Annotated in this window: 22 protein-coding genes; 10 read left to right on the forward strand and 12 right to left on the reverse strand. The window is 57.2% G+C overall.

Going from position 1 to position 22,490, the window contains the following annotated elements:
• Positions 1-100: 100 nt before the first annotated feature.
• The 4 genes from ACR0CW_RS01280 to trxB form a co-directional block, all read right to left on the reverse strand.
• Positions 101-1,816, reverse strand: coding sequence for a bifunctional sulfate adenylyltransferase/adenylylsulfate kinase (locus tag ACR0CW_RS01280; RefSeq protein WP_480786553.1), 1,716 nt, complete (start codon positions 1,814-1,816; stop codon positions 101-103).
• A 195-nt stretch (positions 1,817-2,011) separates the two neighbouring features.
• A complete protein-coding gene (locus ACR0CW_RS01285) occupies positions 2,012-3,703 on the reverse strand; it encodes an adenylate/guanylate cyclase domain-containing protein (RefSeq protein ID WP_480786554.1) in 1,692 nt (563 codons plus the stop codon).
• Positions 3,704-3,754: 51 nt separating this feature from the next.
• A complete protein-coding gene (locus ACR0CW_RS01290; protein WP_480786555.1) occupies positions 3,755-4,225 on the reverse strand; it encodes an RES family NAD+ phosphorylase in 471 nt (156 codons plus the stop codon).
• Positions 4,226-4,229: 4 nt separating this feature from the next.
• A complete protein-coding gene (trxB, locus tag ACR0CW_RS01295; RefSeq protein WP_155137276.1) occupies positions 4,230-5,171 on the reverse strand; it encodes a thioredoxin-disulfide reductase in 942 nt (313 codons plus the stop codon).
• 227 nt (positions 5,172-5,398) lie between these two features.
• Between trxB and ACR0CW_RS01300 the strand changes: the two genes are divergently transcribed.
• Positions 5,399-5,899 carry an Lrp/AsnC family transcriptional regulator gene (locus tag ACR0CW_RS01300; protein WP_155137273.1) on the forward strand — a complete coding sequence of 167 codons (501 nt, stop codon included), beginning with the start codon at positions 5,399-5,401 and terminating at the stop codon, positions 5,897-5,899.
• 118 nt (positions 5,900-6,017) lie between these two features.
• On the opposite strand, the gene ACR0CW_RS01305 is transcribed toward ACR0CW_RS01300, so the two are convergent.
• The 4 genes from ACR0CW_RS01305 to lgt form a co-directional block, all read right to left on the reverse strand.
• Complete coding sequence (locus ACR0CW_RS01305) at positions 6,018-6,800, reverse strand: Hint domain-containing protein (protein WP_155137270.1); 783 nt, start codon at positions 6,798-6,800, stop codon at positions 6,018-6,020.
• Positions 6,801-7,533: 733 nt separating this feature from the next.
• Positions 7,534-8,292 carry a peptidoglycan editing factor PgeF gene (gene pgeF / locus ACR0CW_RS01310; protein WP_480786556.1) on the reverse strand — a complete coding sequence of 253 codons (759 nt, stop codon included), beginning with the start codon at positions 8,290-8,292 and terminating at the stop codon, positions 7,534-7,536.
• Positions 8,289-9,356: a class I SAM-dependent methyltransferase gene (locus tag ACR0CW_RS01315; RefSeq protein ID WP_480786557.1), complete on the reverse strand. Its 1,068-nt coding sequence runs from the start codon at positions 9,354-9,356 to the stop codon at positions 8,289-8,291. Before ACR0CW_RS01315 ends, pgeF begins: the two co-directional genes overlap by 4 nt.
• Positions 9,353-10,240: a prolipoprotein diacylglyceryl transferase gene (gene lgt, locus ACR0CW_RS01320; protein WP_480786558.1), complete on the reverse strand. Its 888-nt coding sequence runs from the start codon at positions 10,238-10,240 to the stop codon at positions 9,353-9,355. The genes ACR0CW_RS01315 and lgt overlap by 4 nt, the downstream gene beginning before the upstream one ends.
• Before the next feature lie 97 nt (positions 10,241-10,337).
• On the opposite strand from lgt, the gene ACR0CW_RS01325 reads away from it, so the two are divergent.
• The 5 genes from ACR0CW_RS01325 to ACR0CW_RS01345 all read left to right on the forward strand — a co-directional run bounded on the left by ACR0CW_RS01325 (position 10,338) and on the right by ACR0CW_RS01345 (position 13,547).
• Positions 10,338-10,586: an accessory factor UbiK family protein gene (locus ACR0CW_RS01325; RefSeq protein WP_155137258.1), complete on the forward strand. Its 249-nt coding sequence runs from the start codon at positions 10,338-10,340 to the stop codon at positions 10,584-10,586.
• A 324-nt stretch (positions 10,587-10,910) separates the two neighbouring features.
• Positions 10,911-11,411, forward strand: coding sequence for a type III secretion system chaperone family protein (locus ACR0CW_RS01330; RefSeq protein ID WP_155137255.1), 501 nt, complete (start codon positions 10,911-10,913; stop codon positions 11,409-11,411).
• A 39-nt stretch (positions 11,412-11,450) separates the two neighbouring features.
• The gene (gene proC / locus ACR0CW_RS01335; RefSeq protein WP_480786559.1) at positions 11,451-12,266 is read left to right on the forward strand and encodes a pyrroline-5-carboxylate reductase; all 816 of its coding nucleotides are present in this window, start codon (positions 11,451-11,453) and stop codon (positions 12,264-12,266) included.
• A complete protein-coding gene (locus ACR0CW_RS01340; protein WP_368669505.1) occupies positions 12,259-12,597 on the forward strand; it encodes a tRNA-binding protein in 339 nt (112 codons plus the stop codon). The genes proC and ACR0CW_RS01340 overlap by 8 nt, the downstream gene beginning before the upstream one ends.
• A complete protein-coding gene (locus ACR0CW_RS01345) occupies positions 12,597-13,547 on the forward strand; it encodes a 2-hydroxyacid dehydrogenase (RefSeq protein ID WP_480786560.1) in 951 nt (316 codons plus the stop codon). Before ACR0CW_RS01340 ends, ACR0CW_RS01345 begins: the two co-directional genes overlap by 1 nt.
• On the opposite strand, the gene ACR0CW_RS01350 is transcribed toward ACR0CW_RS01345, so the two are convergent.
• A complete protein-coding gene (locus tag ACR0CW_RS01350) occupies positions 13,544-14,122 on the reverse strand; it encodes a thymidine kinase (protein ID WP_155137246.1) in 579 nt (192 codons plus the stop codon). The two genes, ACR0CW_RS01345 and ACR0CW_RS01350, sit on opposite strands and share 4 nt — an antisense overlap.
• Positions 14,123-14,478: 356 nt before the next feature.
• On the opposite strand from ACR0CW_RS01350, the gene ACR0CW_RS01355 reads away from it, so the two are divergent.
• Positions 14,479-14,940, forward strand: coding sequence for a hypothetical protein (locus tag ACR0CW_RS01355; RefSeq protein ID WP_155137288.1), 462 nt, complete (start codon positions 14,479-14,481; stop codon positions 14,938-14,940).
• Between the two features lie 255 nt (positions 14,941-15,195).
• Here the strand turns inward: ACR0CW_RS01355 and ACR0CW_RS01360 are convergent, their stop codons facing one another.
• Together ACR0CW_RS01360 and ACR0CW_RS01365 are read right to left on the reverse strand one after the other, a co-directional pair.
• Positions 15,196-16,014, reverse strand: coding sequence for a hypothetical protein (locus tag ACR0CW_RS01360; protein ID WP_480786561.1), 819 nt, complete (start codon positions 16,012-16,014; stop codon positions 15,196-15,198).
• A gap of 183 nt (positions 16,015-16,197) precedes the next feature.
• Entirely contained in the window at positions 16,198-17,322 is a 1,125-nt protein-coding gene (locus ACR0CW_RS01365; protein WP_480739619.1) for a beta-ketoacyl-ACP synthase III, read from the reverse strand.
• Positions 17,323-17,487: 165 nt separating this feature from the next.
• On the opposite strand from ACR0CW_RS01365, the gene ACR0CW_RS01370 reads away from it, so the two are divergent.
• From ACR0CW_RS01370 to ACR0CW_RS01380, 3 genes are read left to right on the forward strand one after another with little or no spacing between them, the layout of a single operon-like run.
• Positions 17,488-17,955 (forward strand): MarR family winged helix-turn-helix transcriptional regulator, encoded by a 468-nt coding sequence (locus ACR0CW_RS01370; RefSeq protein ID WP_155145503.1) that lies wholly within the window; start codon positions 17,488-17,490, stop codon positions 17,953-17,955.
• Positions 17,952-18,989 (forward strand): efflux RND transporter periplasmic adaptor subunit, encoded by a 1,038-nt coding sequence (locus ACR0CW_RS01375; RefSeq protein WP_170331453.1) that lies wholly within the window; start codon positions 17,952-17,954, stop codon positions 18,987-18,989. The genes ACR0CW_RS01370 and ACR0CW_RS01375 overlap by 4 nt, the downstream gene beginning before the upstream one ends.
• 11 nt (positions 18,990-19,000) lie before the next feature.
• Entirely contained in the window at positions 19,001-22,042 is a 3,042-nt protein-coding gene (locus ACR0CW_RS01380; RefSeq protein WP_480786562.1) for an efflux RND transporter permease subunit, read from the forward strand.
• A gap of 19 nt (positions 22,043-22,061) precedes the next feature.
• On the opposite strand, the gene ACR0CW_RS01385 is transcribed toward ACR0CW_RS01380, so the two are convergent.
• Complete coding sequence (locus tag ACR0CW_RS01385) at positions 22,062-22,472, reverse strand: VOC family protein (RefSeq protein WP_480786563.1); 411 nt, start codon at positions 22,470-22,472, stop codon at positions 22,062-22,064.
• Positions 22,473-22,490: the final 18 nt, after the last annotated feature.

The following is a 22,490-nucleotide window of genomic DNA, read 5'->3' on the forward strand; positions in this document are numbered from 1 at the left end:
AGACAATCGCCTGAGCGAGACTCTGGGGAACGAACTCGCCGTTTTGCAACAAAAAAATGCCCCCAGAATCTGGAGGCATTCTTGATGATTTTACAGGGTGTTAGCCTGCAATCAGACCCATGCTTTCCAGTTTCAAAAGAACCTGATGGGCGCAGTTGTCGACTTCGACATTCTCAGTTTCGACACGCAACTCCGGGCTTTCGGGCACATCGTAAGGGTCTGAGATTCCGGTGAACTCCTTGATCTTGCCCTCACGCGCCAGTTTGTACAGACCTTTGCGGTCCCGGCGTTCGCATTCCTCGATGCTGGTGGCAACATGGACTTCGCAGAAGGCACCGAAAGCTTCGATGTCTTCGCGAACGGCGCGACGTGTGGTTGCATAGGGCGCGATCGGGGCGCAGATGGCGATGCCGCCGTTCTTGGTGATCTCGCTGGCCACATAACCGATGCGGCGGATGTTCAGGTCACGGTGCTCTTTCGAAAAGCCCAGCTCGGATGACAGGTTTTTACGCACGATGTCACCATCCAGCAGTGTGACCGGTCGCCCGCCCATTTCCATCAGCTTGACCATAAGCGCGTTTGCGATTGTCGATTTGCCCGAACCCGAAAAGCCGGTGAAGAACACGGTAAAGCCCTGCTGGCTGCGCGGCGGCCGTGTCTTGCGCAGTTCAGCGACAACCTCGGGAAAGCTGAACCAGTCCGGTATCTCCAGACCTTCGGCCAGACGGCGACGCAGTTCTGTGCCCGAAATGTTCAGGATTGTGACGTTGTCCTTATCCAGAATCTCGTCGTTCGGTTCGTACTGCGCGCGCTCCTGCACATAGACCATGTGTTTGAAATCGACCATATCGACGCCGATTTCATCCTGGTATTTGCGGAACAGATCCTGCGCATCGTAGGGGCCATAGAAATCCTCACCGGCCGAGTTCTTACCCGGGCCAGCGTGATCGCGGCCTACGATGAAATGCGTGCAACCATGATTGGCGCGGATCAGACCATGCCAGACGGCCTCGCGCGGGCCTGCCATACGCATGGCCAGATTCAGCAGCGACATCGAGGTGGTCGAGGCCGGATACTTGTCCAGCACCGCCTCGTAGCAACGCACGCGGGTGAAGTGATCTACATCGCCCGGCTTGGTCATGCCGACGACCGGGTGGATCAACAGGTTGGCCTGCGCTTCTTTCGCAGCGCGGAAAGTCAGTTCCTGATGCGCACGGTGCAGCGGGTTGCGGGTTTGGAAGGCGACGATGCGGCGCCAGCCCACCTTGCGGAAATAGGCGCGCAGTTCGTTTGGTGTGTCACGGCGCGCTTTGAAGTCATAGTGAACGGGTTGCTGAATACCGGTGACTGGGCCACCCAGATAAACCTTGCCCGCGACGTTGTGCAGATAGTTCACCGCCGGATGCGCCTGATCGTCTGCGCCAAAGACCTTCTCGGCTTCGCGCGATTTGTCGGGTGTCCAACGGTCTGTCACCGTCATGGTGCCGAGAATGACACCTTCCTGATCGCGCAGGGCAATGTCCTGACCCAGCTCGATCTGAGCCGCAAAATCTTCGTTCACATCCAGCGTGATGGGCATCGGCCAAAGCGTCCCGTCGGCCAGGCGCATGTTTTCGACAACGTTGTCGTAATCCGCTTCGCTCAGGAAACCTTTCAGCGGGTTGAACCCGCCATTCATCAGCAGTTCCAGATCGCAGATCTGACGTGGGCTCAAATCCCAGCTGGTCAGATCGGCGGCCTCGACTTTCAGCTTCTGGGCCGAGTCGTAAGACACATACAGTTCGGGGATCGGGGCCAAATTACTTAACATCGTCATGGGAATACTCTTGTCGTGGTGCGTCTTTGCCAGTGAATCTTGGGTGTTTTGGGGCATTTGCCCCGGTGGTTATTCAAAGTCCATATGCGTTCATGAAACAAAGGAGGATATGCGCGGTTTTTCTTAGGATTGGAAGGATTTTCCAGTCTCATGGTCTCAGGGCGATCATTTTCCCCCCGAATGCGGACAATTTCGTCAAGCCGAGATGGTCTGTTCCGGTTTGGCAACACTCCCTTCCAGTTCTGTGGCCCGTGAGACGGGCAGCGCAGGAACCGGATCAGCGACGCCACGCAGCTGGAACAGGCTGAGATCCAGCCGATCACAATCGATGCCGGCCGCGCGCAAAACTTCGGCCGAGACCAGTAGCTCTGCACCCAACCCTTTGGTTTCCGCTTCAAGACGGCTGGCGACGTTGACTGCGTCGCCGATAATGGTGCGCGATGCATGACCGGCCGCGCCGATTTCCCCCAGAACCAGATCGCCCAGATGCAATCCCATGCCGATACGGATTTCGGGGCTGCCCTCGGCCTCCAGTTGCTGATTGAACCGTTGCAGTGCACGTCCGACATCCATTGCTGCCTTCAAACCCGCCTTGGCCGAGCTTTCAGTATCTGACGTTTCGAATACGGCAAGCAGGCCGTCACCCATGTATTTGTCAACCACGCCGCCGTCTGCGGTGATCGCCGGAACAATTGCGTCAAAGAAACGATTCAGCAGAAAAACGATGTCATAGGGCAGCTGACCCGTTGTTCGGGCCGTGAAACCCCGCATGTCCAGGAACAGAACCGCCAGTTGCCGTTCCTGCCCCTGACTGGCATGTGCGCGATTGCGCCCGCCATCGGGGCGGAACACTCGGAACACCGTAATAGGTTCAGTTGGGCGTATCTGGCAGGCCAGACGCGTGCCTTCGGGGGCATCTACGGCTGACAGGCTTCGCGCTTCGACCTCGCTGGGCGGGGGAAGGCTGTCAGCACCGTCTTCGACAAAGACACGGCAAGTGGTGCAGCGGCCCTTGCCACCACATAGTGCTGTATGCGGAATCCCGTTGGCCTGAGACATCTCCAGCAGAGTCATACCCTTTTCGGCCACGATGTCGGGGCCATGCACATACCGGATGCGAACCGAATGTCTGCGCCGCCAAAGCTTGCGCCCGATGTAAACCAGTGCAGTCACACCCAGCGAGAACCAGAACGCCATCAGGGCGTTGTCCTTGATGCTGAACATCGTTTGAAACTGTTCCGGCGTGGGCCAGTTATAGTGCTCGATATACTGCTCGCGCAGATCTTCGTCGGCAAAGTCCATCCAGATGCGCCGACCTTCTGTTAGTACGCCAGTCAAAGCGAAACTTGGAACAAACACAGCAATGCCAATAAGATAGGGGGCCAGATTTCCCCACCAACTTGTAATGCGCAGCCACATGTGCAGGCCAATGCAGCCATGGATCCAGACCAGTAACAACAGAATGCTCTGCATCCAGATGGCGGAATTGGGCCACATCAGAATGATGATGTAACCCATCTCGTCATTCACGTCATAAGCCAGATTGGCATAACGGGTCTGGATGATGTGAGAGATTAGCTGCAATGGGATCAGCAACCCCAACACAATCTGCAGGCCAGTACTGAAGGGCATGCGCAGGGTGCGGCGCTGGGCGACTGAGGCCAATGCCAGCCCAGCATGGGACAGAAGCGCGGTGTACAAGATCAGGCTGACGATAAGATGCCGCGTCACCGCGACACGACCATCCTGCATTCCATGCAGATAATCGGTATGAAACAGGCCCAGACCGATGTTGATAAAATGAAAAAAGGCAAAGACGAAAAGGGCCAGACCGCTTGCGATCCGGATGCGGGTTGCCCAGCTGCCCTGCCAAAGAGCACTCTTCAATGATCCCACCCGCTTACTGCCATGTTTGCATCAAGTCTGCTTTGGCAGCGGTCATGGGTCAAGAGAGAGGTAACCGTCAGGGTGCCAGGGGTGGGGCTGGCCCACTGTTCGGATGGTTGTCGGTGTTATGTCGAACAGCACCAGATGACTCAGGTCAGGGCGGGATCGTGAGCTATACAGCATCCCCTGAGCGCCATATGCGCGCGCCTTGTCAGAATAGGCCCATGTTGGCGAGGAGAGGTCAGCGGCGGCTATGTCCTGCCAGACCACGGATACTTCAGGTTGGCCGCGCAAATCATGCAGCGACGCGGTGACATGACATCGCTGGATAACCCGTGCCGGATCACCCGCCGAGACGTAGCGCCGGATTGCAACTCCGGCCCCTTCTTCACTGAGCGATGCATAGAGCGCGGATTGACCATGATGGTGAAACCGGCCTTCGGGTGCTCGGGCAGGGTCGAGCGGGGACCCTGCCTGAGACTGGAACAGAATTCTCCAGACCGGGCCGGAGAATTCAATCACGCGCTTATTCCTGCTCTGCCAGGAATCGCTCGGCATCCAGGGCGGCCATGCACCCCATGCCAGCTGATGTCACCGCCTGACGGTAAATATGATCGGTCAGATCACCGGCTGCAAAAACACCCGGAACCGAGGTTTCGGTCGAACCCGGTTTGGTCACGACATAACCGCCCATATGTGTCTCAAGCGTGTCCTTGACTAGCTCATTCGCGGGCGCATGGCCTATGGCAACAAAGACGCCCTTACAGGGAATCTCAGTTATCTCGCCGGTTTTTACATTCTTCACGCGGACCCCTTCGACGCCGAGCGGAGCATCAGTGCCGATCACTTCGTCCAGTTCGTGGAACCACAGCGGCTCGATCTTTTCGTTCTTGAACAGGCGATCCTGCAGGATTTTCTCGGCCCGCAGCTCGTCACGCCGATGGATCAGCGTGACCTTGCTGGCGAAATTCGTCAGGAACAAAGCCTCTTCAACGGCGGTGTTGCCGCCACCGATCACTACGATCTCTTGCCCGCGATAGAAAAAACCATCGCAGGTTGCACAAGCTGAAACACCAAATCCTTTGAACTTGTCCTCTGAAGGCAGGCCCAGCCATTTGGCACGCGCACCTGTCGCAAGGATCACGGCGTCTGCAGTATAGGTGGTTCCGTTGTCACCCTTTGCAGTGAACGGACGTTGGCTGACATCTAGATCGCTGATGATGTCGCCGATGACCTCACACCCCATGGCCGTGGCGTGTTCCTGCATCTTGATCATCAGGTCGGGGCCCTGGACCTCGGTGAAACCGGGATAGTTTTCGACATCCGTTGTTGTCGTCAACTGCCCACCGGGCTCGATACCCTGTACAAGGATAGGTTCCAACATCGCACGGCTGGCATAGACGCCGGCGGTGTATCCGGCTGGCCCTGATCCGATAATCAGAACCTTGGTGTGTTTCGTTTCGGCCATAGTACCCCCACTCGATCTGCCTCTGCGGACCCTTAGTCCGCCGCGCTTGGATATAACGACCGGGACGCGCTGCTTAAAGCCCCTTCCGCTCACGCATCTGTCATGCGCTACCGGAATACCACGACAAAAACGACCATATTGAAAACAAAGAATATTGCGCAAATGCGAAACAATATTGCGCATCGCCGGGGTGCTGATATAAGAACCGAAAAATTCAGGAGCATTTCATGGTCACGACACGGCTGGATGAGATTGACCGCAAGATTCTGGCGGAGTTGCAGGCAGACGGTCGCATGACCAATGTTGAGCTCGCGAAACGTGTTGGTATCTCGGCTCCTCCGTGTCTCAGACGCGTTCGTACCCTGGAAGAATCTGGCTACATCCGCGGCTACCACGCCGAAGTAAACTCTCGTGAACTGGGTTTTGAGGTTCAGGTTTTCGCGATGGTCGGTCTTGAGAGTCAGGCCGAAACGGAACTGAGCGCCTTCGAAGAAAGATGCCGTGAATGGCCGCTGGTCCGTGAATGTCACATGCTGAACGGCGAGGTTGATTTTATCCTGAAATGCGTGGCGCCTGACCTCAGCAGCTTTCAGCAATTTCTGACAGGCGAATTGCTGACCACGCCGAACGTGGCCAGCGTCAAGACTTCGCTTGTTATCCGCGGTGCAAAAGATGAGCCCGGGGTTCCGTTCGATGTGTTAGAAGAACGAATGAACCGGACGGCGTAAACACGACGCGTTTAAGTGGTGCCCTGCACGCAGGCAGGATCGCTACAACGGCCAATGAAATGGCCCAACCAAGTAATATCTGCATAATGCCCCCACACTGCAGTAATCGTTAACTTATTCACGCTGATATAGCGTCAATCTCTCCATCTCCGGCACGTGGCATCAATAGTGGGCCAAAATCGTGCAGCGATTCAACATGCGCAAACAGGTTCATGTAGATTGAGCGCAGCGAATGGCTCATCATCCTGATGGCGTTTACGCCGGGGTGATAGGTCTCGAATTGAAGACCATCAACCCGGATCACCGAATGCCGCTTCAGACAGATGTGAAACAGCTCGACCGGCGTTGGCGGCTGCGTTTCGATAACACCCATCCCGTCCTGAAACTCGCCTACAGGCGTCAGCATCGGTTCGCCACCATTCAAATGACGCAGATGCGAAGGTGTGCCCAGTAGCCGCGCTGCCGGACCCGCAATCACACCTGACATCGGCTTTTGCATGCCAAATGTATCTGCCATGAAACGGGTCAGAGGCCGAGTGCGACCGCGTGAATCCTCACGTCCCGGGATCAGAGTGACAGATCCCTTCCACAACACTGTTTCAGACGTGCCATCCTGTGTGAGAACCGTATCGCCAGGCAGCAAATCTTCGATCGCCATAGGCCCTTGTTCGGTTTCGACCAGCGATCCGCGTGTGAAGGCGCAGAACGCGTCTTCAAAGACTGGCAGGGCAGGTGCGATGTGGCGCGTTTGTGAAACATCCCCGTTTTTCAACAACGTGCTGACTTCATAGCGTCGCAGCTGCGCCTTCTGTTTTGTTCCCGGCCGCGGGGCTTCCCGCAATAATGCCGACGTCTCAACAGCATTTCTGGCGGCGCGCGCCAGCGTATTTGGAATAGTCATATGTATTCCGACCCCTCTAAATTTCGATCAGGCGGCGACACCCCCCGTGCTAACTCGCCTGACGACTTCAGTTCTTTGTCTTGAAATAAATGGGTAACCCCCGGGCGACCGCCGATGTGGCGGTGCACAGCGAATGAATTTCGCATTCCATTGGTCAACACATTGACCCCCCAGACAAACTCGTAACCCGCAAGCCTAAATTGCCTACGCACACATGCTCCGTAACACTGCCACAAGCAAACTTCTGTGGCATTGGTCACACCAGACCGGAACAACGTCTGATGTGTCTTACCCATCGGGACCGGCAGCTTGGTCCTTTTGGGGGTCCTTTGTCAGCGTTTCGCCGCTAGGCGGCGGGCAACTCTGACAGAGTGACTTGAAACTCGCTTCCAGGGCATCTCCAATTCCTGTTCCCTGATGGCCGCGACAACGGCGCTGAGAAAGCGAGATTTAGTCTTCATTTCACTGATCCTGCTCTGTTGGGGTCTAAGGCCCCTTTTTCCCATCTGGACTAACCGTGGCGCCGATTTGCGGCAGCGATAAGGCTGTTCCGGGAAGAATTCAGGACGGAAATGAAGGTTGGCAGCACCTCTTTACTTCGGATGCCAGAATTCAAATGTCCGAAAATCAGATAACCATCTGAGCACTGGCAAAAATTTCATACGATTCTGAGTCTGATAAACACAACAAATGTGGCAAAAAAGGGGCGGTCCCGCCTTATTTGGCGCAAATTCTACAATCTTATGGCGGAAATCAGGCGGCCATAATCGGCTTCACTTGCGTGCGTCGCGCGACGGTAAGAATAAAATCTGTCCGGGTCGGAATATGTGCAGTGCCTTGTCCATTCGGCTTGCCCGACACCGGCCTGTCTGAGCCGGTGCAGGCCAAAGGCCGGCAGGTCAAATTGCAGCCGGTCATCCTGCCCATTTGCAAAGAAACGGGCGTTTTCCTGAGATTCGGCCATGAAATCGTCCATAAATTCAGGCCCGACCTCATAGGCGCGTTGCGAGATCGACGGGCCTATCACGGCACGTGTGTTTTCGCGGCGTGCCCCCAGGGCTTCCATCGCATCCAGAGTGGCTTCGAGAACACCATCCAAAGCTCCGCGCCAACCTGCATGAGCAGCGCCAATCACATTCGCATCAGGATCTGCAAACAGGACCGGCTGGCAATCAGCCGTCAGGATCGTCAGGGCCAGCCCAGGCGTTGCTGTCACAACTGCATCAGCCTTTGGTTTGTCACCACTGATAGGGCCGTCGACCGTCACAACTGTTGGAGAATGCACCTGATGCACTCCGATCAGCGCCTCGGGTTCAACTTCCATGGCATCTGCTACCCGCTTTCGGTTCAGCGCAACGGCCTCGGTTTGGTCGGATGAACCATAGCCGCAGTTCAGACCAGCAAAGATACCTGATGACGCGCCGCCGCGACGGCTAAAGAAACCATGCCTGACGGGCGACAGCATGTCCGAGGTGAGAATTTCCAGTGTCATGATTCCAGTCCCGGTGGTGGCGCCGAATGTGCCGGAAAAAGGCCCAGCACTTTGAACAGGTTTCCCATTTCCGCAGGGTGCGTCAACCGGCGATGTGCGGCAATCAGCTCATCCAGCTCCGAACCGCTCAGGGACTTTGCCAATGCCTGCGCCCGCGCGGTGATGCCCAGCCGTTCAAGAAACACACCCTGCGGTGTCAGACGGGAATGCGCGCAGCCTGTGGCACGGGCTGCCAGAGCCAGCGGTTCAAAGTCCACATGAGCCGTCAGATCAGCCTGACCCGGGTCGCCCAAGGGGTCGCAGCGCTCGTGGGCCTGCAGGGCCTGCAACGTATCACCCAGCGAACGCCAGTCGCCATAATCCACGATCAAAGCTGCTCCACCTTTGCTGGAAATGCGCTCGGCGATGCAGGTCAAAACGGGAATCGCCGCGGCACAGAGTTCGACCAGATCACCATCCTTTGTGTCCGTCAGTCTGTCCTGCAGAGCGGCTTGTGCGGCATCTGGCCCAAGTCCGAATGTCAGCGCCCCGCTATCTTCGCCGATCAACCTTTCGCGCCAGCCTTCACCGTCACGAATGAACTGGCGCACGGGCAGGGCATCAAAGAACTCGTTGGCCACAAGAAACAAGGGCTGTTCAGGTAGGTCAGAGATGGTGTCGATCCAGCGCAGCTCAAACCCGTTCAACGTCCTGGCCTGCACATCCCTTAGCGCTGGAGATGCTTCCAGCAGCAGCACCTGAGCCGCCTCATGAAAACCCGCGACGTTTCGCGTCGCGCGCAGGATGTCAGCCATTAGGGTGCCGCGCCCGGGTCCCAGTTCGGCCAGCGAAAAGGGGGATGGCTGACCCTGATTGATCCAGCTTTGTGCCAGACACAATCCGATCAACTCGCCAAACATCTGGCTGATTTCCGAGGCTGTGATGAAATCCCCTTTGGCGCCCAGCGGATCACGTGTGCTGTAGTAGCCCAATTCGGGGTGCAACAGGCATTCTGCCATATAGTCGGACACACTCATCGGGCCATCCTGCCGGATGCGCGCGATCAGGTGGTCCAGCAGTGTCATGCAGCCCGCCGGGCGCGCAACACGAACCACAGGCCAAGTGCGATCATGGGCAGGGATAGCAACTGACCCATTGTCAGGCCATATCCACTAACATGCCATGCCAGTCCCAGCGGGTTGCCCGGTGACACGAACTGCGCATCAGGCTGGCGGAAGAATTCGACGATAAAGCGCGAGACACCATACCCGGCAAGGAACAGCCCCATGATCAGGCCGGGCTTGTGAAACGCCCCGCGGCGATAGGCCAGCCAGATCAACGCGGCGCCCAGTAACACACCTTCCAGCGCCGCCTCATACAGCTGTGACGGATGCCTTGCACACATTCCGGCCACGACGCCAGGGCAGTCCTGCGCAGCCATACCGGGAAAGATCACCGCCCATGGCAGTTCGCTGGGTCGCCCCCATAATTCGGCATTCACGAAATTCGAAAGTCGGCCCAGCAACAGGCCCGGCGGCACCGTGTAAGCCACCAGGTCTCCCAGGGACAGAAGCGGTATCTTATGGCGTCGCGCATACAGGTAAGAGGCGATCACAACGCCCAGCAGGCCACCGTGAAAGGCCATGCCGCCCTGCCAGACCTTCACGATCTCTGCCGGGTGCGACAGGTAATAGCCGGGCTGGTAAAACAGCACAAAGCCCAACCGACCACCCAGAATCACGCCCAGAATGATCCATGTGATCAGATCCTCGACCTGTTCGGGCTTCATCGGAGGCGTGTCGTCCCGCCACAAAGCCGGGCGCCGTAACGCCATCACTGCCATGCGCCAGGCAATCAGGATGCCTGCGATATAAGCCAGCGCGTACCACCTCAGGGCGAACTCCATCCCGAATACTGAGATCGAGAAGAGTTCGGGCGACAGATCGGGGAAATTCAGAACAGCCTGCATGTGCGTCTCATTGCCCGGGGTTAGAGGGGCAAGTCAACCTTGAGCCCGGGCCATTCTTTACCCATATAGAGACCAATCGCGATATCGGAGTAAAGCCATGCAAACCCGCAACAAGATTCTTGATGACGTTTCCCAACTGATGACCAACGCCATGGGCGTGGCACAGGGTGCGCGGGAAGAAGCCGAAAACGCGATGAAGTCCATGATCGACCGGTGGCTTGCCGATCGTGATTTCGTCACGCGTGAAGAATTCGACGCCGTGCGCGCCATGGCGCAGAAAGCGCGTGAAGAAAATGCCAAGCTCGAAGAGCGTATTGCTGCGCTCGAGGCAAAGCTGGACAAATAACCCCAGCGCGCCTCACCAGAATCCAGATTTTCGGGACAAAACTAACCGCCGCGCAATCCAATGTCGGGTTGTGCGGTGCGGTGTAGTTTGACGTATCGCAGAATTTAATCAAGACAAAGCTGCAATTTGTGCCAATATTTTGATTGCCGTTGTCAGCTGTCCACAACTTATTGCTGTTATCCCCAATAAATAGGGTTGCCAGAACCCGGCTCGCGTCGCACCATATTTAGTACAGGCCTACGGGGGAAGCCCGGCTTGTAGAGCAGGCAACTAGCGCTGGGGCGCTGCCAGCCCCGAAATGCTAGAGAGTAGTGAGGTGGCATTATGGCCCTTTCCGAGCAGTTTCTCGAAGAAGACCTTCATCCAATCGATATTGTTGAACATCTGGCCGAACATCACGACTGGGATTTTGACCGCATCGGCGACGATCAGATCGCCATGGCCGTCGAAGGACAGTGGCGCACTTACTCGATCACGCTCGCCTGGTCCCACTATGACGAAACACTCCGCATGGTTTGCTCCTTCGAGATGGAGCCTCCGGCCGGGCGTGAGAACGAGCTGTATGAGTTGCTCAACAAGATGAATGACCAATGCTGGGCAGGCGCATTTACCTATTGGGCCAACCAGAAGCTGATGGTTTATCGGTACGGGTTGGTTCTGGCGGGTGGTCAGATGGCCAGCCCTGAACAGATCGATACCATGATCAGCGCAGCGGTGCTGAGCGCCGAGCGGTATTACCCCGCGATCCAGCTGGTGACCTGGGGCAACCGCACGCCCGAAGAAGCGATGCAAGTCGCCATTGCAGAGGCCTACGGCCGCGCGTAAAGCTTTGCCCCGAACCACGCTTTTAGGGGAGGGGCAATCATGGACATGTCACGTGTCGCCGAGCAGGGGCTTGTGCTTCTGGGATGCGGTAAGATGGGGTCCGCAATGTTGGCGGGTTGGCTGGATCACGGTCTGCCCGCCGCATCCGTCTGGGTGATTGACCCATTCCCTTCCGATTGGCTGAAAGAGCAGGGCGTCAATATCAACACGCCACTGCCCGAAGCCCCCGCTGTCGTCCTCGTTGCGGTCAAACCGCAGATGATGGGCGAAGCGCTGCCGGCCATTCAGGCGCTGGGCGGTGGTGGCAGCCTGTTCGTATCTATCGCTGCGGGAACCTCACTGGCGACATTTGAAAGCGTTCTGGGGGAGGATACGCCAATTGTCCGGGCGATGCCCAACACACCTGCTGCGATTCGTCAGGGGATCACGGCGCTGATTGGCAACGAGAGTGCCTCCGATGATGACCTGACGCTTGCGGAAAACCTGCTTTCGGCCATCGGCGAAACTGTTCGTCTTTCGGATGAAGCGCAGATGGATGCTGTAACGGGTCTCAGCGGATCCGGTCCGGCTTATGTATTCCACCTCATCGAATCTCTGGCCAAGGCGGGCGAGGCGCACGGCCTGTCACACGAGCTGGCGATGAAGCTGGCAAAATCCACCGTCGCCGGGGCAGGGGCGCTGGCCATGGCTGCAGAAGAGGACCCGTCTCAGTTGCGGGTCAATGTAACTTCGCCAAACGGGACGACTCAGGCTGCGCTCGAAGTGCTGATGCATGAGGAAAAGGGCTTTCCCGATCTGCTGCATCGCGCTGTCAAAGCCGCAACCAACCGATCCAAGGAGCTGTCGCGTGAGTGAGATTTCCTTTGACGACTTTCTCAAGGTCGACATCCGTGTGGGCGAGGTTACCCGCGCCGAGCCATATCCTGAGGCCAGGAAGCCTGCGATCAAGATGTGGATCGATTTCGGTGGCGACATTGGTGAGCGCAAGACATCCGCGCAGATCACCGCGCATTACGACCCCTCCACATTGGTGGGCAAGCAGGTGATGGCCGTGGTGAACTTCCCACCGCGCCAGATCGGCAAGTTCATGTCCGAGGTTCTGGTACTGGGCCTGCCGGACGAGAAGGGTGAAATCGTTCTGATCGGACCTGATGGCAAGGTTCCTGTAGGCGGAAGGATGCACTGATGAAGCTCTGGATTACGCGACCGATGACGCCTGCGGTCGAAGCACGTGCACGAGCGGATTTCGACGTGGAAATTCGCGAATCAACGGCGGCTTTGAACCATGACGAGATGCTGCGCGCTTTGTCCGAGTTCGACATCGTGGTTCCAACTCTGGGTGATCAGTTTTCAGATCAGGTATTTGCCGAGGTTCCGTCACCGCGCTGCAAATTGTTCGCCAATTTCGGTGTTGGCTACAATCACATTGATGTCGATGCCGCGCATAAGGCCGGTGTGCAGGTAACCAACACGCCCGGAGCAGTGACCGACGCCACAGCCGACATCGCCATGACCCTGTTGTTGTCCACTGCACGGCGCGCGGGCGAGGGGGAACGGTTGGTTCGCTCTGGCGAATGGCAGGGCTGGCACCCGACGCAGATGCTGGGTCATCACGTGACCGGCAAACGGGTCGGAATCGTCGGCATGGGTCGGATTGGGCAGGCCATTGCCCGGCGCTGTCATTTCGGTTTCGAAATGCAGGTCGCCTATCTGGCGCGCAGTCGAAAAGAGCTCGACTTTAATGCAGACTACATGCCCGATCTGCTTGAACTTGCCGCTGCGGTCGATTTCCTTGTTCTGGCTGTTCCCGGCGGTGCCGAGACGCGGCATCTGATCAACGCGCCCGTGCTTGAAGCGATGAAACCCACGGGCATTCTGATCAACATTGCCCGGGGCGAAGTTGTGGACGAATCTGCCCTGATCACCGCACTGCAGGCGCGTGAGATCGCGGGGGCGGGACTTGATGTCTATGAATTCGAACCCACTGTCCCACAGGTGTTGCGAGAGATGGAGAACGTCACGCTGCTGCCTCATCTGGGCACTGCGACCGAAGAGGTGCGCACCGACATGGGCCATATGGCGTTGGATAACGTTGTGGCCTTTGTCGCCGGGCGGCCGCTGCCCAATCCGGTCTAAATCCCGACCGCCTCACGCCAGTGTTTGCGGCAGAGCGAGACATAGGTCTCGTTCCCGCCGATCTGCACCTGAGCCCCTTCGGTGATGGCATTGCCGTTCTCGTCCTGGCGAATCACCATGGTTGCCTTACGACCGCATTTGCAGATGGTCCGGACCTCGCGCATCTCGTCGGCCAGCGCAAGCAGCGCAGCAGAGCCGGGGAACAGCTTGCCCTGAAAATCGACGCGCAGCCCATAGGCCAGTACGGGCACTTTCAGATCATCCACGGCCCGTGCCAGTTGCCAGACCTGTTCTTCTGACAGAAACTGGGCTTCGTCGATAAAGACACAAGCCACGGGCCCCTGCTTCAGCCGGGAATCGATCATGGAAAACACGTCATCTTCGGGCAGGAACGTATCTGCCTCGGCCGAGATTCCGATGCGGGATGCGATCCGACCGGCTCCAGCACGCCCATCGATCGCGGCGGTCATCAGGTAAGTATCCATGCCGCGCTCGCGATAGTTGTGCGAGGCCTGCAACAACACGGTCGACTTGCCCGCATTCATGGTCGAGTAGTTAAAGTAAAGCTTTGCCATGGCGCGGGTCTAAATTGCTGAAACCAATCGGGCAAGTGATCAATGTAACTGGTCCAAGCGACGCCGCCGTCGCGGTCGCAGAGGCCGAGCTGATGCTCTTGGGGATGGATACCCCCGCTTCCACAACAGCGGCGCCGTCGGCCAACATATGGCCAAAACAGCGCAAGGCTTAAATACTGCCTTGCAATCACTCGTTACCGGCATGAACTGCCGCCACTCACTCACAAAAGCCCTCGTTTATCTGAGGGATAGCCAATGTATGACATTTCAATTATGAATCGAGTATGGGAAATTTTCCCGCCCTTTCCCCCGCAAGAGTAGATGGAAAGGGCATCGCAGGTAACAAAGGTACGAACATGGCAGATATCGGGGCCTATCTGAAAAAACACACCGAAGCATTGGTTAAGGATGTCGGAATCGAAGCCGCGTGCGAGATCACCGGAAAATCCAAAGCAACGCTAGGCAGATATTATTCCGACAATGCCGAACATGCCGACAGGTTTATGCCAGTTGATGCCGTCGCCCGGCTCGAGGCGGTAGCGACCTATCCGCATGTGACTTCGGCGCTGGCTGATCTCAAGAACATCACGCTGTCATATGATGGTAGAAACACGGAAGCACCGCGTACAGGCGGTGTGAATTCTGATGTCATCGCTCTCAGTCAGAGGTTCGCGATGCTAATGACCGAGTATCAGGCCGCGATTGAGGACGGTATCATCACGGTGAACGAGGCCAAGCGCCTGCTGAAGGAAACCAGCATGTTGCAGCAGGTCCTGATCGAGATGAAGCTGCATCTCGAGGAAGAAAGCGTAAGCTGACAATTCAGCCTTGCCCAAATGGGTATGGCTGAATCCTCGTACACCTCATGTGGGTTCCCTGACCATTTTCGTACAGGGGCAAAACAGCGGCAGACCACGTTGAAATTCTCGTGCTCGATCGATCGGGCGCCTGATCAACGGCCATGCTGCAGGCAGGGCTTGCCCAGAAAAGCTATCGATTACTTGTTTTCGGTTCGTCATTGCCGAATTGGGCAGTGGGGGCACATCTGGTGCCCCCAATCGTGGCGGTTGCGATCAACGATTGCCCTTGCCGCCACCGTGGCCGCCTTTACCGCCACCATGACCACCTTTGCCGTCGCCACCTTTTCCACCGCCGTGACCGCCTTTGCCTCCGCCGTGGCCACCCTTGCCACCGCCGTCACCGCCTTTGCCGCCACCTTTTCCGCCGCCATCACCGGGACCGTCGTTTCCACCACCGTCACCGGGACCGTCGTTTCCGCCGCCATCACCGGGACCGTCATTGCCGCCACCGTCACCGGGGCCATCGTTACCGCCGCCATCACCGGGACCGTCATTGCCGCCACCGTCACCGGGGCCATCGTTTCCGCCGCCGTCACCGGGACCATCGTTGCCACCACCGTTACCGGGACCATCATTGCCACCGCCATTGCCGGGGTTATTATTTCCACCCCCGCCACCGGGGGCGTCACTACCTTCGCCGTTACCGGGGTTTCCTCCGTTGTTGTCTGACCCCGAATCAAATTCGGTCGACGAACCAAACTCCGCGAAATCGGTCTCACGCCCTTCAAAGCTCGAAGGGCTATTGATGGATGCCGTCGGCAGGTCGCTCAGCAATCCTGCGAGTCCGGGGCACATTTGCCCAGTGTTCAATAGGGTGGTTTCGAAATCCGAGCGTTTTTGAAGGCGCTTCAGGAAGCTTGGTGTGACATGCGTACACTCACACATCGTTGCGTAGTCACCGGCGTTTGCCGCGATGCGTGCGGTTCGTGCATCGCAAACCTCTGGTTGGGCCATTGCGCTACCGGCTGCTGTTAACCCAAGGAACGGTGCAGCAACCAATGCGGCCATTCCAGCTCTCGTACTCTTTCGCATGGCGCAACTCTCCTTACGCAGCGTGAACCAATATGCATTATTGCATTGGGTTCACATGGCGACCGGGAATTAAGAGACGATTTGGATTTTCTGAAGAAAGCTTGAGATCAGGTTGCAGAAAGGTATGGCGCGACACGTACGCGCCGTACCTTAGGTTGATTCAGAATGTCTGAGAACTTTGGCCTATTTATGCCTTTTGACGATCACGGAGCCCACAGAATAACCCGCTCCGAACGAGCAGATCAGGCCGATATCACCTTCCTGAAGATCATCTGAATGTTTGGAAAACGCAATGATCGACCCGGCAGAAGAGGTGTTGGCATAATCCTGCAGGATATTGGGTTGCTCACCTGCTTCGGGTTCGCGGCCCAGAACTTTTTTACCGATGAAATCGTTCATCGTCTTGTTCGCCTGATGTAGCCAAAGCCGCTTCAGATCGCCGCTCTCGACACCTTCGGCGTCCATGTGATCACTGATGTGGCGGCTGACCATTGGCAGCACTTCCTTGAACACCTTGCGGCCGTTCTGCATGAACTGCATGTCACGGCGATCGATCATACCGTCCGGGCGTGAGCGACGCAGAAATCCGTTGTTGTTGCGAATGTTGTTCGAAAACTCAGTGGCGCAGCGGGTCGACAGGATTTCGAAATGCGGACCATCTGCATTTTCAATCCGTTCGATCAAGGTGGCCGTCGCCACATCCCCAAAGATAAAGTGGCAATCGCGGTCGCGCCATTCCAGATGGCCCGAGCAGATCTCGGGATTCACCACAAGTGCCGAACGAACTGAGCCGGATCGGACCATGTCCGCAGCTGCCTGAATGCCAAAGGTTGCGGATGAACAGGCGACATTCATGTCAAAGCCAAACCCGTTGATGCCCAACGCCTGCTGTATTTCGATCGCAACTGCCGGATAGGCGCGTTCGTGGTTCGAGGCCGCGCAGATCACCAGATCGACATCTTCTGCCGTGCGTCCGGCCTGTGCCAGAGCCTTTTTGCAGGCGTCCACCGCCATCTCGGTCATGATCCCGGGTTCGTCATCATTACGCTGACGTAACGAGGGGTACATGATGTCCGGGTTAAGGACGCCGGTTTTGTCCATCACATAGCGGTTTTCGATGCCCGAGGCCTTGAGGATAAACTCCTCCGAGGAATGTTGCATCGGTTCCATGCGTCCGGCGGCAATTGCCTCGGCGTTTTCAGTGTTCTTCTTGTCCGCATATGCGTTGAACGCCTGAACAAGCTCTGCATTCGTGATGACGTTCTCTGGCGTGAAAACACCGGTACCGGTGATGGCGGGCGTATACATGGCGGGTCCTGAATGTTTCGGATTTGCCCAAAATGCAGTCACCGCAGGATTTGATCAAGAGATGTTTACCTAACGGAATATGGGGTATTTTGCCGATTTCAACTTCACATCTTGAATAGTTCAGATTTCGAAGTATATGGCGCCTAACTTCCATGGAGCCCCACCATGCCGGATGACATCAGTAGCCGACTAGGACGCCTCACGCCTGAGATTCAGGCGATGATGGGCGTCTATGCGCTATACTGGAAACTCGAAGAGAGCTTTGATTGCATCGAAACCGACCTGAGCCATCAGGAATGTCACATGCTGATCAAGCTGGATCAGCCCAAGCGCATGGGCATTCTGGCGGCTGACATGCTGACCGTGCCGTCCACCATCACTGCCACCGCAGATGCGCTGGAAGAGGCCGGTTATCTCGCGCGTCAGCGTGATCCCGAAGATCGCCGTGCCTGGCTGCTGGTCCTGACCGAGCAGGGCGAAGAAGCCCGCAACATGCTGGTGACAGTAGCCGGAGAGCTGTTTCAGACCGCCTCCGGCCTGAACGCAGAAGAAACCGCAGAATTCGCGCGTCTGGCGCGCAAAATCAGAGACAACATACTGAAAACGGGAATTCCCGAGGGATTGAAGAAATGAAACTCCTGACGTCTTTGGGCCTCGCTCTGGCCGTTCTGGCATCACCAATTGCCGCTCAAGAAACCCCCAAACCGGTCAAACTGATGCTGGTACGTGAAACAGCCCCAGGTTTCTCGCGCCAGTTCTTCGGTCGTGTCGCCGCGCGCCAGACGGTTGACCTGGCCTTTCAGGTCGCAGGGCAAATCGTTGATATGCCGGTGACCGAAGGGTTCGTGATCGCAAAGGGCGATCTGATCGCCAGCCTGGATCAGGAACCGTTCGAGTTGCAGCTTGACCGCGCCCGCCTGCAGAAAGAGCAGGCCGACCGCACCGTCGCCCGTCTTTCACGTCTGCGTGGCACAACGGCCAGCCAGGTCGCCGTCGATGATGCCGAAACCAACGCTCAACTAGCCGCGATTGCCCTGCGCGATGCAGAATACGAGCTGGAGCATGCCACTCTGACCGCGCCATTCGATGCGCTGGTCTCCAGCCGCGCGGTCGAGGCATTCACCACCATCTCTGCCGGCACCCCCATCGTTCGGATCCACGACATGTCCGAACTGCGGATCGAGGTGGACGTGCCTGAAATCCTGTTCCAGCGCTCCGGCCAGCAGGATGACATTACGATCACTGCTAAATTCCCTGTCAGCGATCAAATCTTCCCGCTCGAGATTCGTGAGTTCGACGCTGAAACCTCCAGCGTTGGCCAAACTTTCCGCATCCAGTTCGGCCTGACCCCGCCGGAAGGTTTGCAAATTCTTCCCGGGTCCTCTGTCACAGTGAATGTACAGGTACAGGATCAGCGCACCGGCATCGTCGTCCCGGCCACTGCAATCGTTGCAGGCGCCGACGGAGAGCTGGGCGTGATGGTCTTTTCCCCGGTTGGCGCTGAGGAAGGCACCATCCGTCGCGTTCCGGTAACGATCGAACCGACGCAAACGGGCGACGTTCGTGTCCTGTCGGGCTTGTCCGACGGGGATGAGATCGTTGTCGCCGGAGGTGGTACTCTGACCGACGGTCAGGCCGTACGCCGCTTTAGCGGCTTTGCGAACTGAAGGGCGGACAGATGAATATCGCGCGCGCGTCTATAGACCGGCCAATCTACACTTGGCTCGTTATCCTGATCGCATTGTTCGGAGGCATCTGGGGGTTCTCGTCCCTCGGGCGGCTCGAGGATCCAGCCTTCACCATCAAACAGGCGGTCATTGCAACTCAATATCCCGGTGCGACGGCAGAACAAGTGGCTCTGGAAGTGTCCGAGCCTCTGGAATCCGCTATCCAGCAAATGGGCGAGGTGGATGTCATCACCTCAGTCAACCAGCCGGGCCAGTCGCTGATCGAAGTGGAAATCAAATCCACCTATGACGGTTCTGAACTGCCTGACATCTGGACTCGCCTGCGCGCCAAGGTGCGAGATGCGGCACGTGGTTTGCCCTCTGGCGTCGGCACTCCTTATGTAAACGACGGGTTCGGCGACGTCTTTGGCCTATTTTACGCAGTCACGGCCGAAGGGTTCTCGGATGCGGAAAAGCATGAGCTCGCAACGTTTCTGCGACGGGAATTACTGACCGTCGATGGCGTTGCCGATGTCGAAGTGCAGGGCCTGCCGGATGAGGCGATTTTTGTCGAACCCGACCTGTCGATATCCGTAAACCAGAACGTACCGCTGCAGGCGATCAACGAGGCGATTGCCAATGCCGACTCAGTGAATGCATCAGGCTCGCTGCGATCCGACAGTGACCGGACAACAATCCTGACTGCGGAAGGCTCTGACAGTGTTTCGGCCATTGCCGGATTGTCGGTTGGTTCGCAGGGACAGGTCATCAACCTGTTCGACATGTCCGATGTCTATCGCGGTCGCCAGAACGATCCCGACATCATGATCCGGTTCAACGGGACCGAAGCATTCACCCTCGGGATTGCGGGTCTTGCAACTGAGAACATTGTCGAGGTCGGCAAACGTGCAGATGCCAAGTTCGCTGAGCTCGACAATGAAATCCCCTTTGGCGTCGAGATCCTGCCGATCTATCAGCAGCATGTCGTGGTCGAGCAGGCCTCGAACGATTTTCTCGTGAACCTCGCCATGTCGGTGGCAATCGTTGTTCTGGTGCTCGCTATATTCATGGGCTGGCGCGCGGCTGTTGTAGTGGGCTCGACCCTGTTGCTGACAGTGGTCGGCACGCTGCTCTTCATGTCCCTGTTCTCGATCGAGATGGAGCGTATTTCGCTTGGCGCTCTGATCATTGCCATGGGTATGCTCGTGGACAACGCCATCGTTGTGGCCGAGGGGATGCAAATCTCGATGCTGCGCGGCAAGTCCTCGCGTGATGCGGCAGAAGAGGTTGCGTCGAAAACACAAGTCCCGCTGCTAGGCGCGACAGTTATCGGCATCATGGCCTTTGCCGGTATCGGCCTCAGCCCGGATGCAACAGGCGAATTCCTGTTCTCGCTCTTTGCGGTTATCGGCATCTCACTGCTGCTCAGCTGGGTGCTTGCGATCACGGTGACACCTCTTCTGGGTCACTACTTCTTCAAGCAGGGAAAAGAGGGTGAGGTAGATGCCTATGGCGGAATTCTGTTCCGTGTGTATGGGGGCATCCTGAGCTGGGCCTTGCGTTTCCGCTGGCTGGTTGTTGTGGGTCTCGTCGGGGTCACGGTTGTCTGTTTCGCAGGTTTTGGCCTGATGAAGCAGCAGTTCTTCCCGAATTCGAATACGCCGCTGTTCTTTGTTCACTACAAACTGCCTCAGGGCACGCCCATCGCGCGTACAGCCGAGGATATGGCCGTGTTCGAAGAATGGCTGTCCGAGCGTGATGACGTGGTCTCCGTCGCTACCTTCGTGGGGCAGGGGGCGACACGCTTCATGCTGACCTACGCAGCAGAAAAGCCCAACCCCAGCTACGGCCACATGATTATCCGGACAGAGTCTCTGGATGACATTCCGGCGCTGCAGGCTGATCTTGCCGCATTCGGTTCGGCGCAGTTCCCCGAAGGTGAGTTCCGCACCAAGCGGCTGATTTTCGGTCCCGGTGGTGGTGATCCGATTCAGGCGCGCTTCTCGGGCAGCGACCCGGTTGTGTTGCGGCAGCTTGCTGACGAGGCCGTGCAGCGCATGTCCGAGGCATCCGAGAATGCCCTGCACGTGCACCACGACTGGCGCGAACAGGAACTGGCTGTACAGCCGATCTACGCGACCGAACGCGCCCAGACTGCCGGTGTGACCCGTGAAGATATCGCGGCCACCCTGCAGTTCTCAACCGATGGTATCACCGGAGGTGTCCTGCGCGAGCGGGATCGCCTGATCCCGATCATCCTGCGCCGTCCGGCGGACGGAGACTATTCGATCGTCGATCAGGTGGTGTATTCTGACCAGTCCCAGAAGTTTGTACCAATCGAACAAATGGTGGATGGGTTCGAGTACAAATCACTCAATACGCTGGTTCATCGTCGTGACCGGGTGCTTACGATCACCGTGGGTGCAGAGATCCCGCCTGAATTGACGGCTGCTCAGGTTCACTCCGAAGTGCGCAGTGCAATCGAGGATATGGAACTCCCACTTGGCTACAAGATGGAGTGGGGTGGCGAGTTCGAAGATTCGGGCGATGCGCAGGAAAGCCTGGGTAAGCAGCTACCGCTCAGCCTGCTGATCATGGTGCTGATTTCCGTTTTGCTTTTCAACGCGATACGTCAGCCAATCATTATCTGGCTGCTGGTGCCGATGTCGGTGAATGGTGTTGTGATTGGTCTGCTGGGTACAGGACTTCCCTTTACCTTCACCGCTCTGCTGGGGCTGCTCAGCCTGTCGGGTATGCTGATCAAGAACGGTATCGTTCTGGTCGAGGAAATCGATCTGGTACGCGAAACGGGCAAGCCCCTGCGCGAATCCATTATTGAAGCCTCGGTCTCGCGTCTGCGCCCAGTCATGCTGGCTGCCATCACCACGATCCTTGGCATGGCGCCATTGCTGACAGACGCGTTCTTTGTCTCGATGGCGGTGACGATCATGGGTGGTCTGGCCTTTGCCACGATCCTCACTATGGTCGCAGCCCCTGTCTTCTACATGATCTTTTTCTCGCGAGAGGAAAAACGAAGACTGGCGGCAGCCTGAACAAACAGGGGCGGCTGATTCAGCCGCCCTTATCTTTTTCCGGGTCGTAGTGATAACAAAAGCAAGAAAGCTTGTTGCCATCCGGATCGCGCAGATAAGCCACATAGAAATCAGGCTCATACCGATCTCTGACGCCCGGTCCACCTTCGTCTGTTCCACCATTTGCCAGCCCGGCCTCGTGGAACCTGCGAACCTGACCCGCATCCTTTGCCGGAAAGGCGATCATTGTACCGTTACCGTTGCTTGCTTGCACTCCGTCATACGGGGCACATATCCAGAATCCGACTCCTTCATCGGGTTCCGTACCCCATCCTGCCCAGCCTTCTGACCATCCGGGCAGGCGCGGTTGTTCTAAGACCGAGAAGACTGCGTCATAGAAACGGATAGCTCGCGGCAGGTTGTTCGATCCGTAGGTGGTGAAAAGTTTCACGGGTTTTCTCCCTGACTG

It is taken from the genome of Ruegeria sp. CH6 (assembly GCF_056537005.1).

Coding starts and splice junctions, on each gene's coding strand:
- trxB (WP_155137276.1), bottom strand. CDS start 5,171: ATGGCCGAAACGAAACACACCAAGGTTCTGATTATCGGATCAGGGCCA.
- ACR0CW_RS01375 (WP_170331453.1), top strand. CDS start 17,952: ATGAAACTCCTGACGTCTTTGGGCCTCGCTCTGGCCGTTCTGGCATCA.
- ACR0CW_RS01330 (WP_155137255.1), top strand. CDS start 10,911: ATGGCCCTTTCCGAGCAGTTTCTCGAAGAAGACCTTCATCCAATCGAT.
- ACR0CW_RS01365 (WP_480739619.1), bottom strand. CDS start 17,322: ATGTATACGCCCGCCATCACCGGTACCGGTGTTTTCACGCCAGAGAAC.
- lgt (WP_480786558.1), bottom strand. CDS start 10,240: ATGCAGGCTGTTCTGAATTTCCCCGATCTGTCGCCCGAACTCTTCTCG.
- ACR0CW_RS01315 (WP_480786557.1), bottom strand. CDS start 9,356: ATGACACTGCTGGACCACCTGATCGCGCGCATCCGGCAGGATGGCCCG.
- pgeF (WP_480786556.1), bottom strand. CDS start 8,292: ATGACACTGGAAATTCTCACCTCGGACATGCTGTCGCCCGTCAGGCAT.
- ACR0CW_RS01345 (WP_480786560.1), top strand. CDS start 12,597: ATGAAGCTCTGGATTACGCGACCGATGACGCCTGCGGTCGAAGCACGT.
- ACR0CW_RS01280 (WP_480786553.1), bottom strand. CDS start 1,816: ATGACGATGTTAAGTAATTTGGCCCCGATCCCCGAACTGTATGTGTCT.
- ACR0CW_RS01355 (WP_155137288.1), top strand. CDS start 14,479: ATGGCAGATATCGGGGCCTATCTGAAAAAACACACCGAAGCATTGGTT.
- proC (WP_480786559.1), top strand. CDS start 11,451: ATGGACATGTCACGTGTCGCCGAGCAGGGGCTTGTGCTTCTGGGATGC.
- ACR0CW_RS01360 (WP_480786561.1), bottom strand. CDS start 16,014: ATGCGAAAGAGTACGAGAGCTGGAATGGCCGCATTGGTTGCTGCACCG.
- ACR0CW_RS01305 (WP_155137270.1), bottom strand. CDS start 6,800: ATGACTATTCCAAATACGCTGGCGCGCGCCGCCAGAAATGCTGTTGAG.
- ACR0CW_RS01370 (WP_155145503.1), top strand. CDS start 17,488: ATGCCGGATGACATCAGTAGCCGACTAGGACGCCTCACGCCTGAGATT.
- ACR0CW_RS01300 (WP_155137273.1), top strand. CDS start 5,399: ATGGTCACGACACGGCTGGATGAGATTGACCGCAAGATTCTGGCGGAG.
- ACR0CW_RS01350 (WP_155137246.1), bottom strand. CDS start 14,122: ATGGCAAAGCTTTACTTTAACTACTCGACCATGAATGCGGGCAAGTCG.
- ACR0CW_RS01380 (WP_480786562.1), top strand. CDS start 19,001: ATGAATATCGCGCGCGCGTCTATAGACCGGCCAATCTACACTTGGCTC.
- ACR0CW_RS01325 (WP_155137258.1), top strand. CDS start 10,338: ATGCAAACCCGCAACAAGATTCTTGATGACGTTTCCCAACTGATGACC.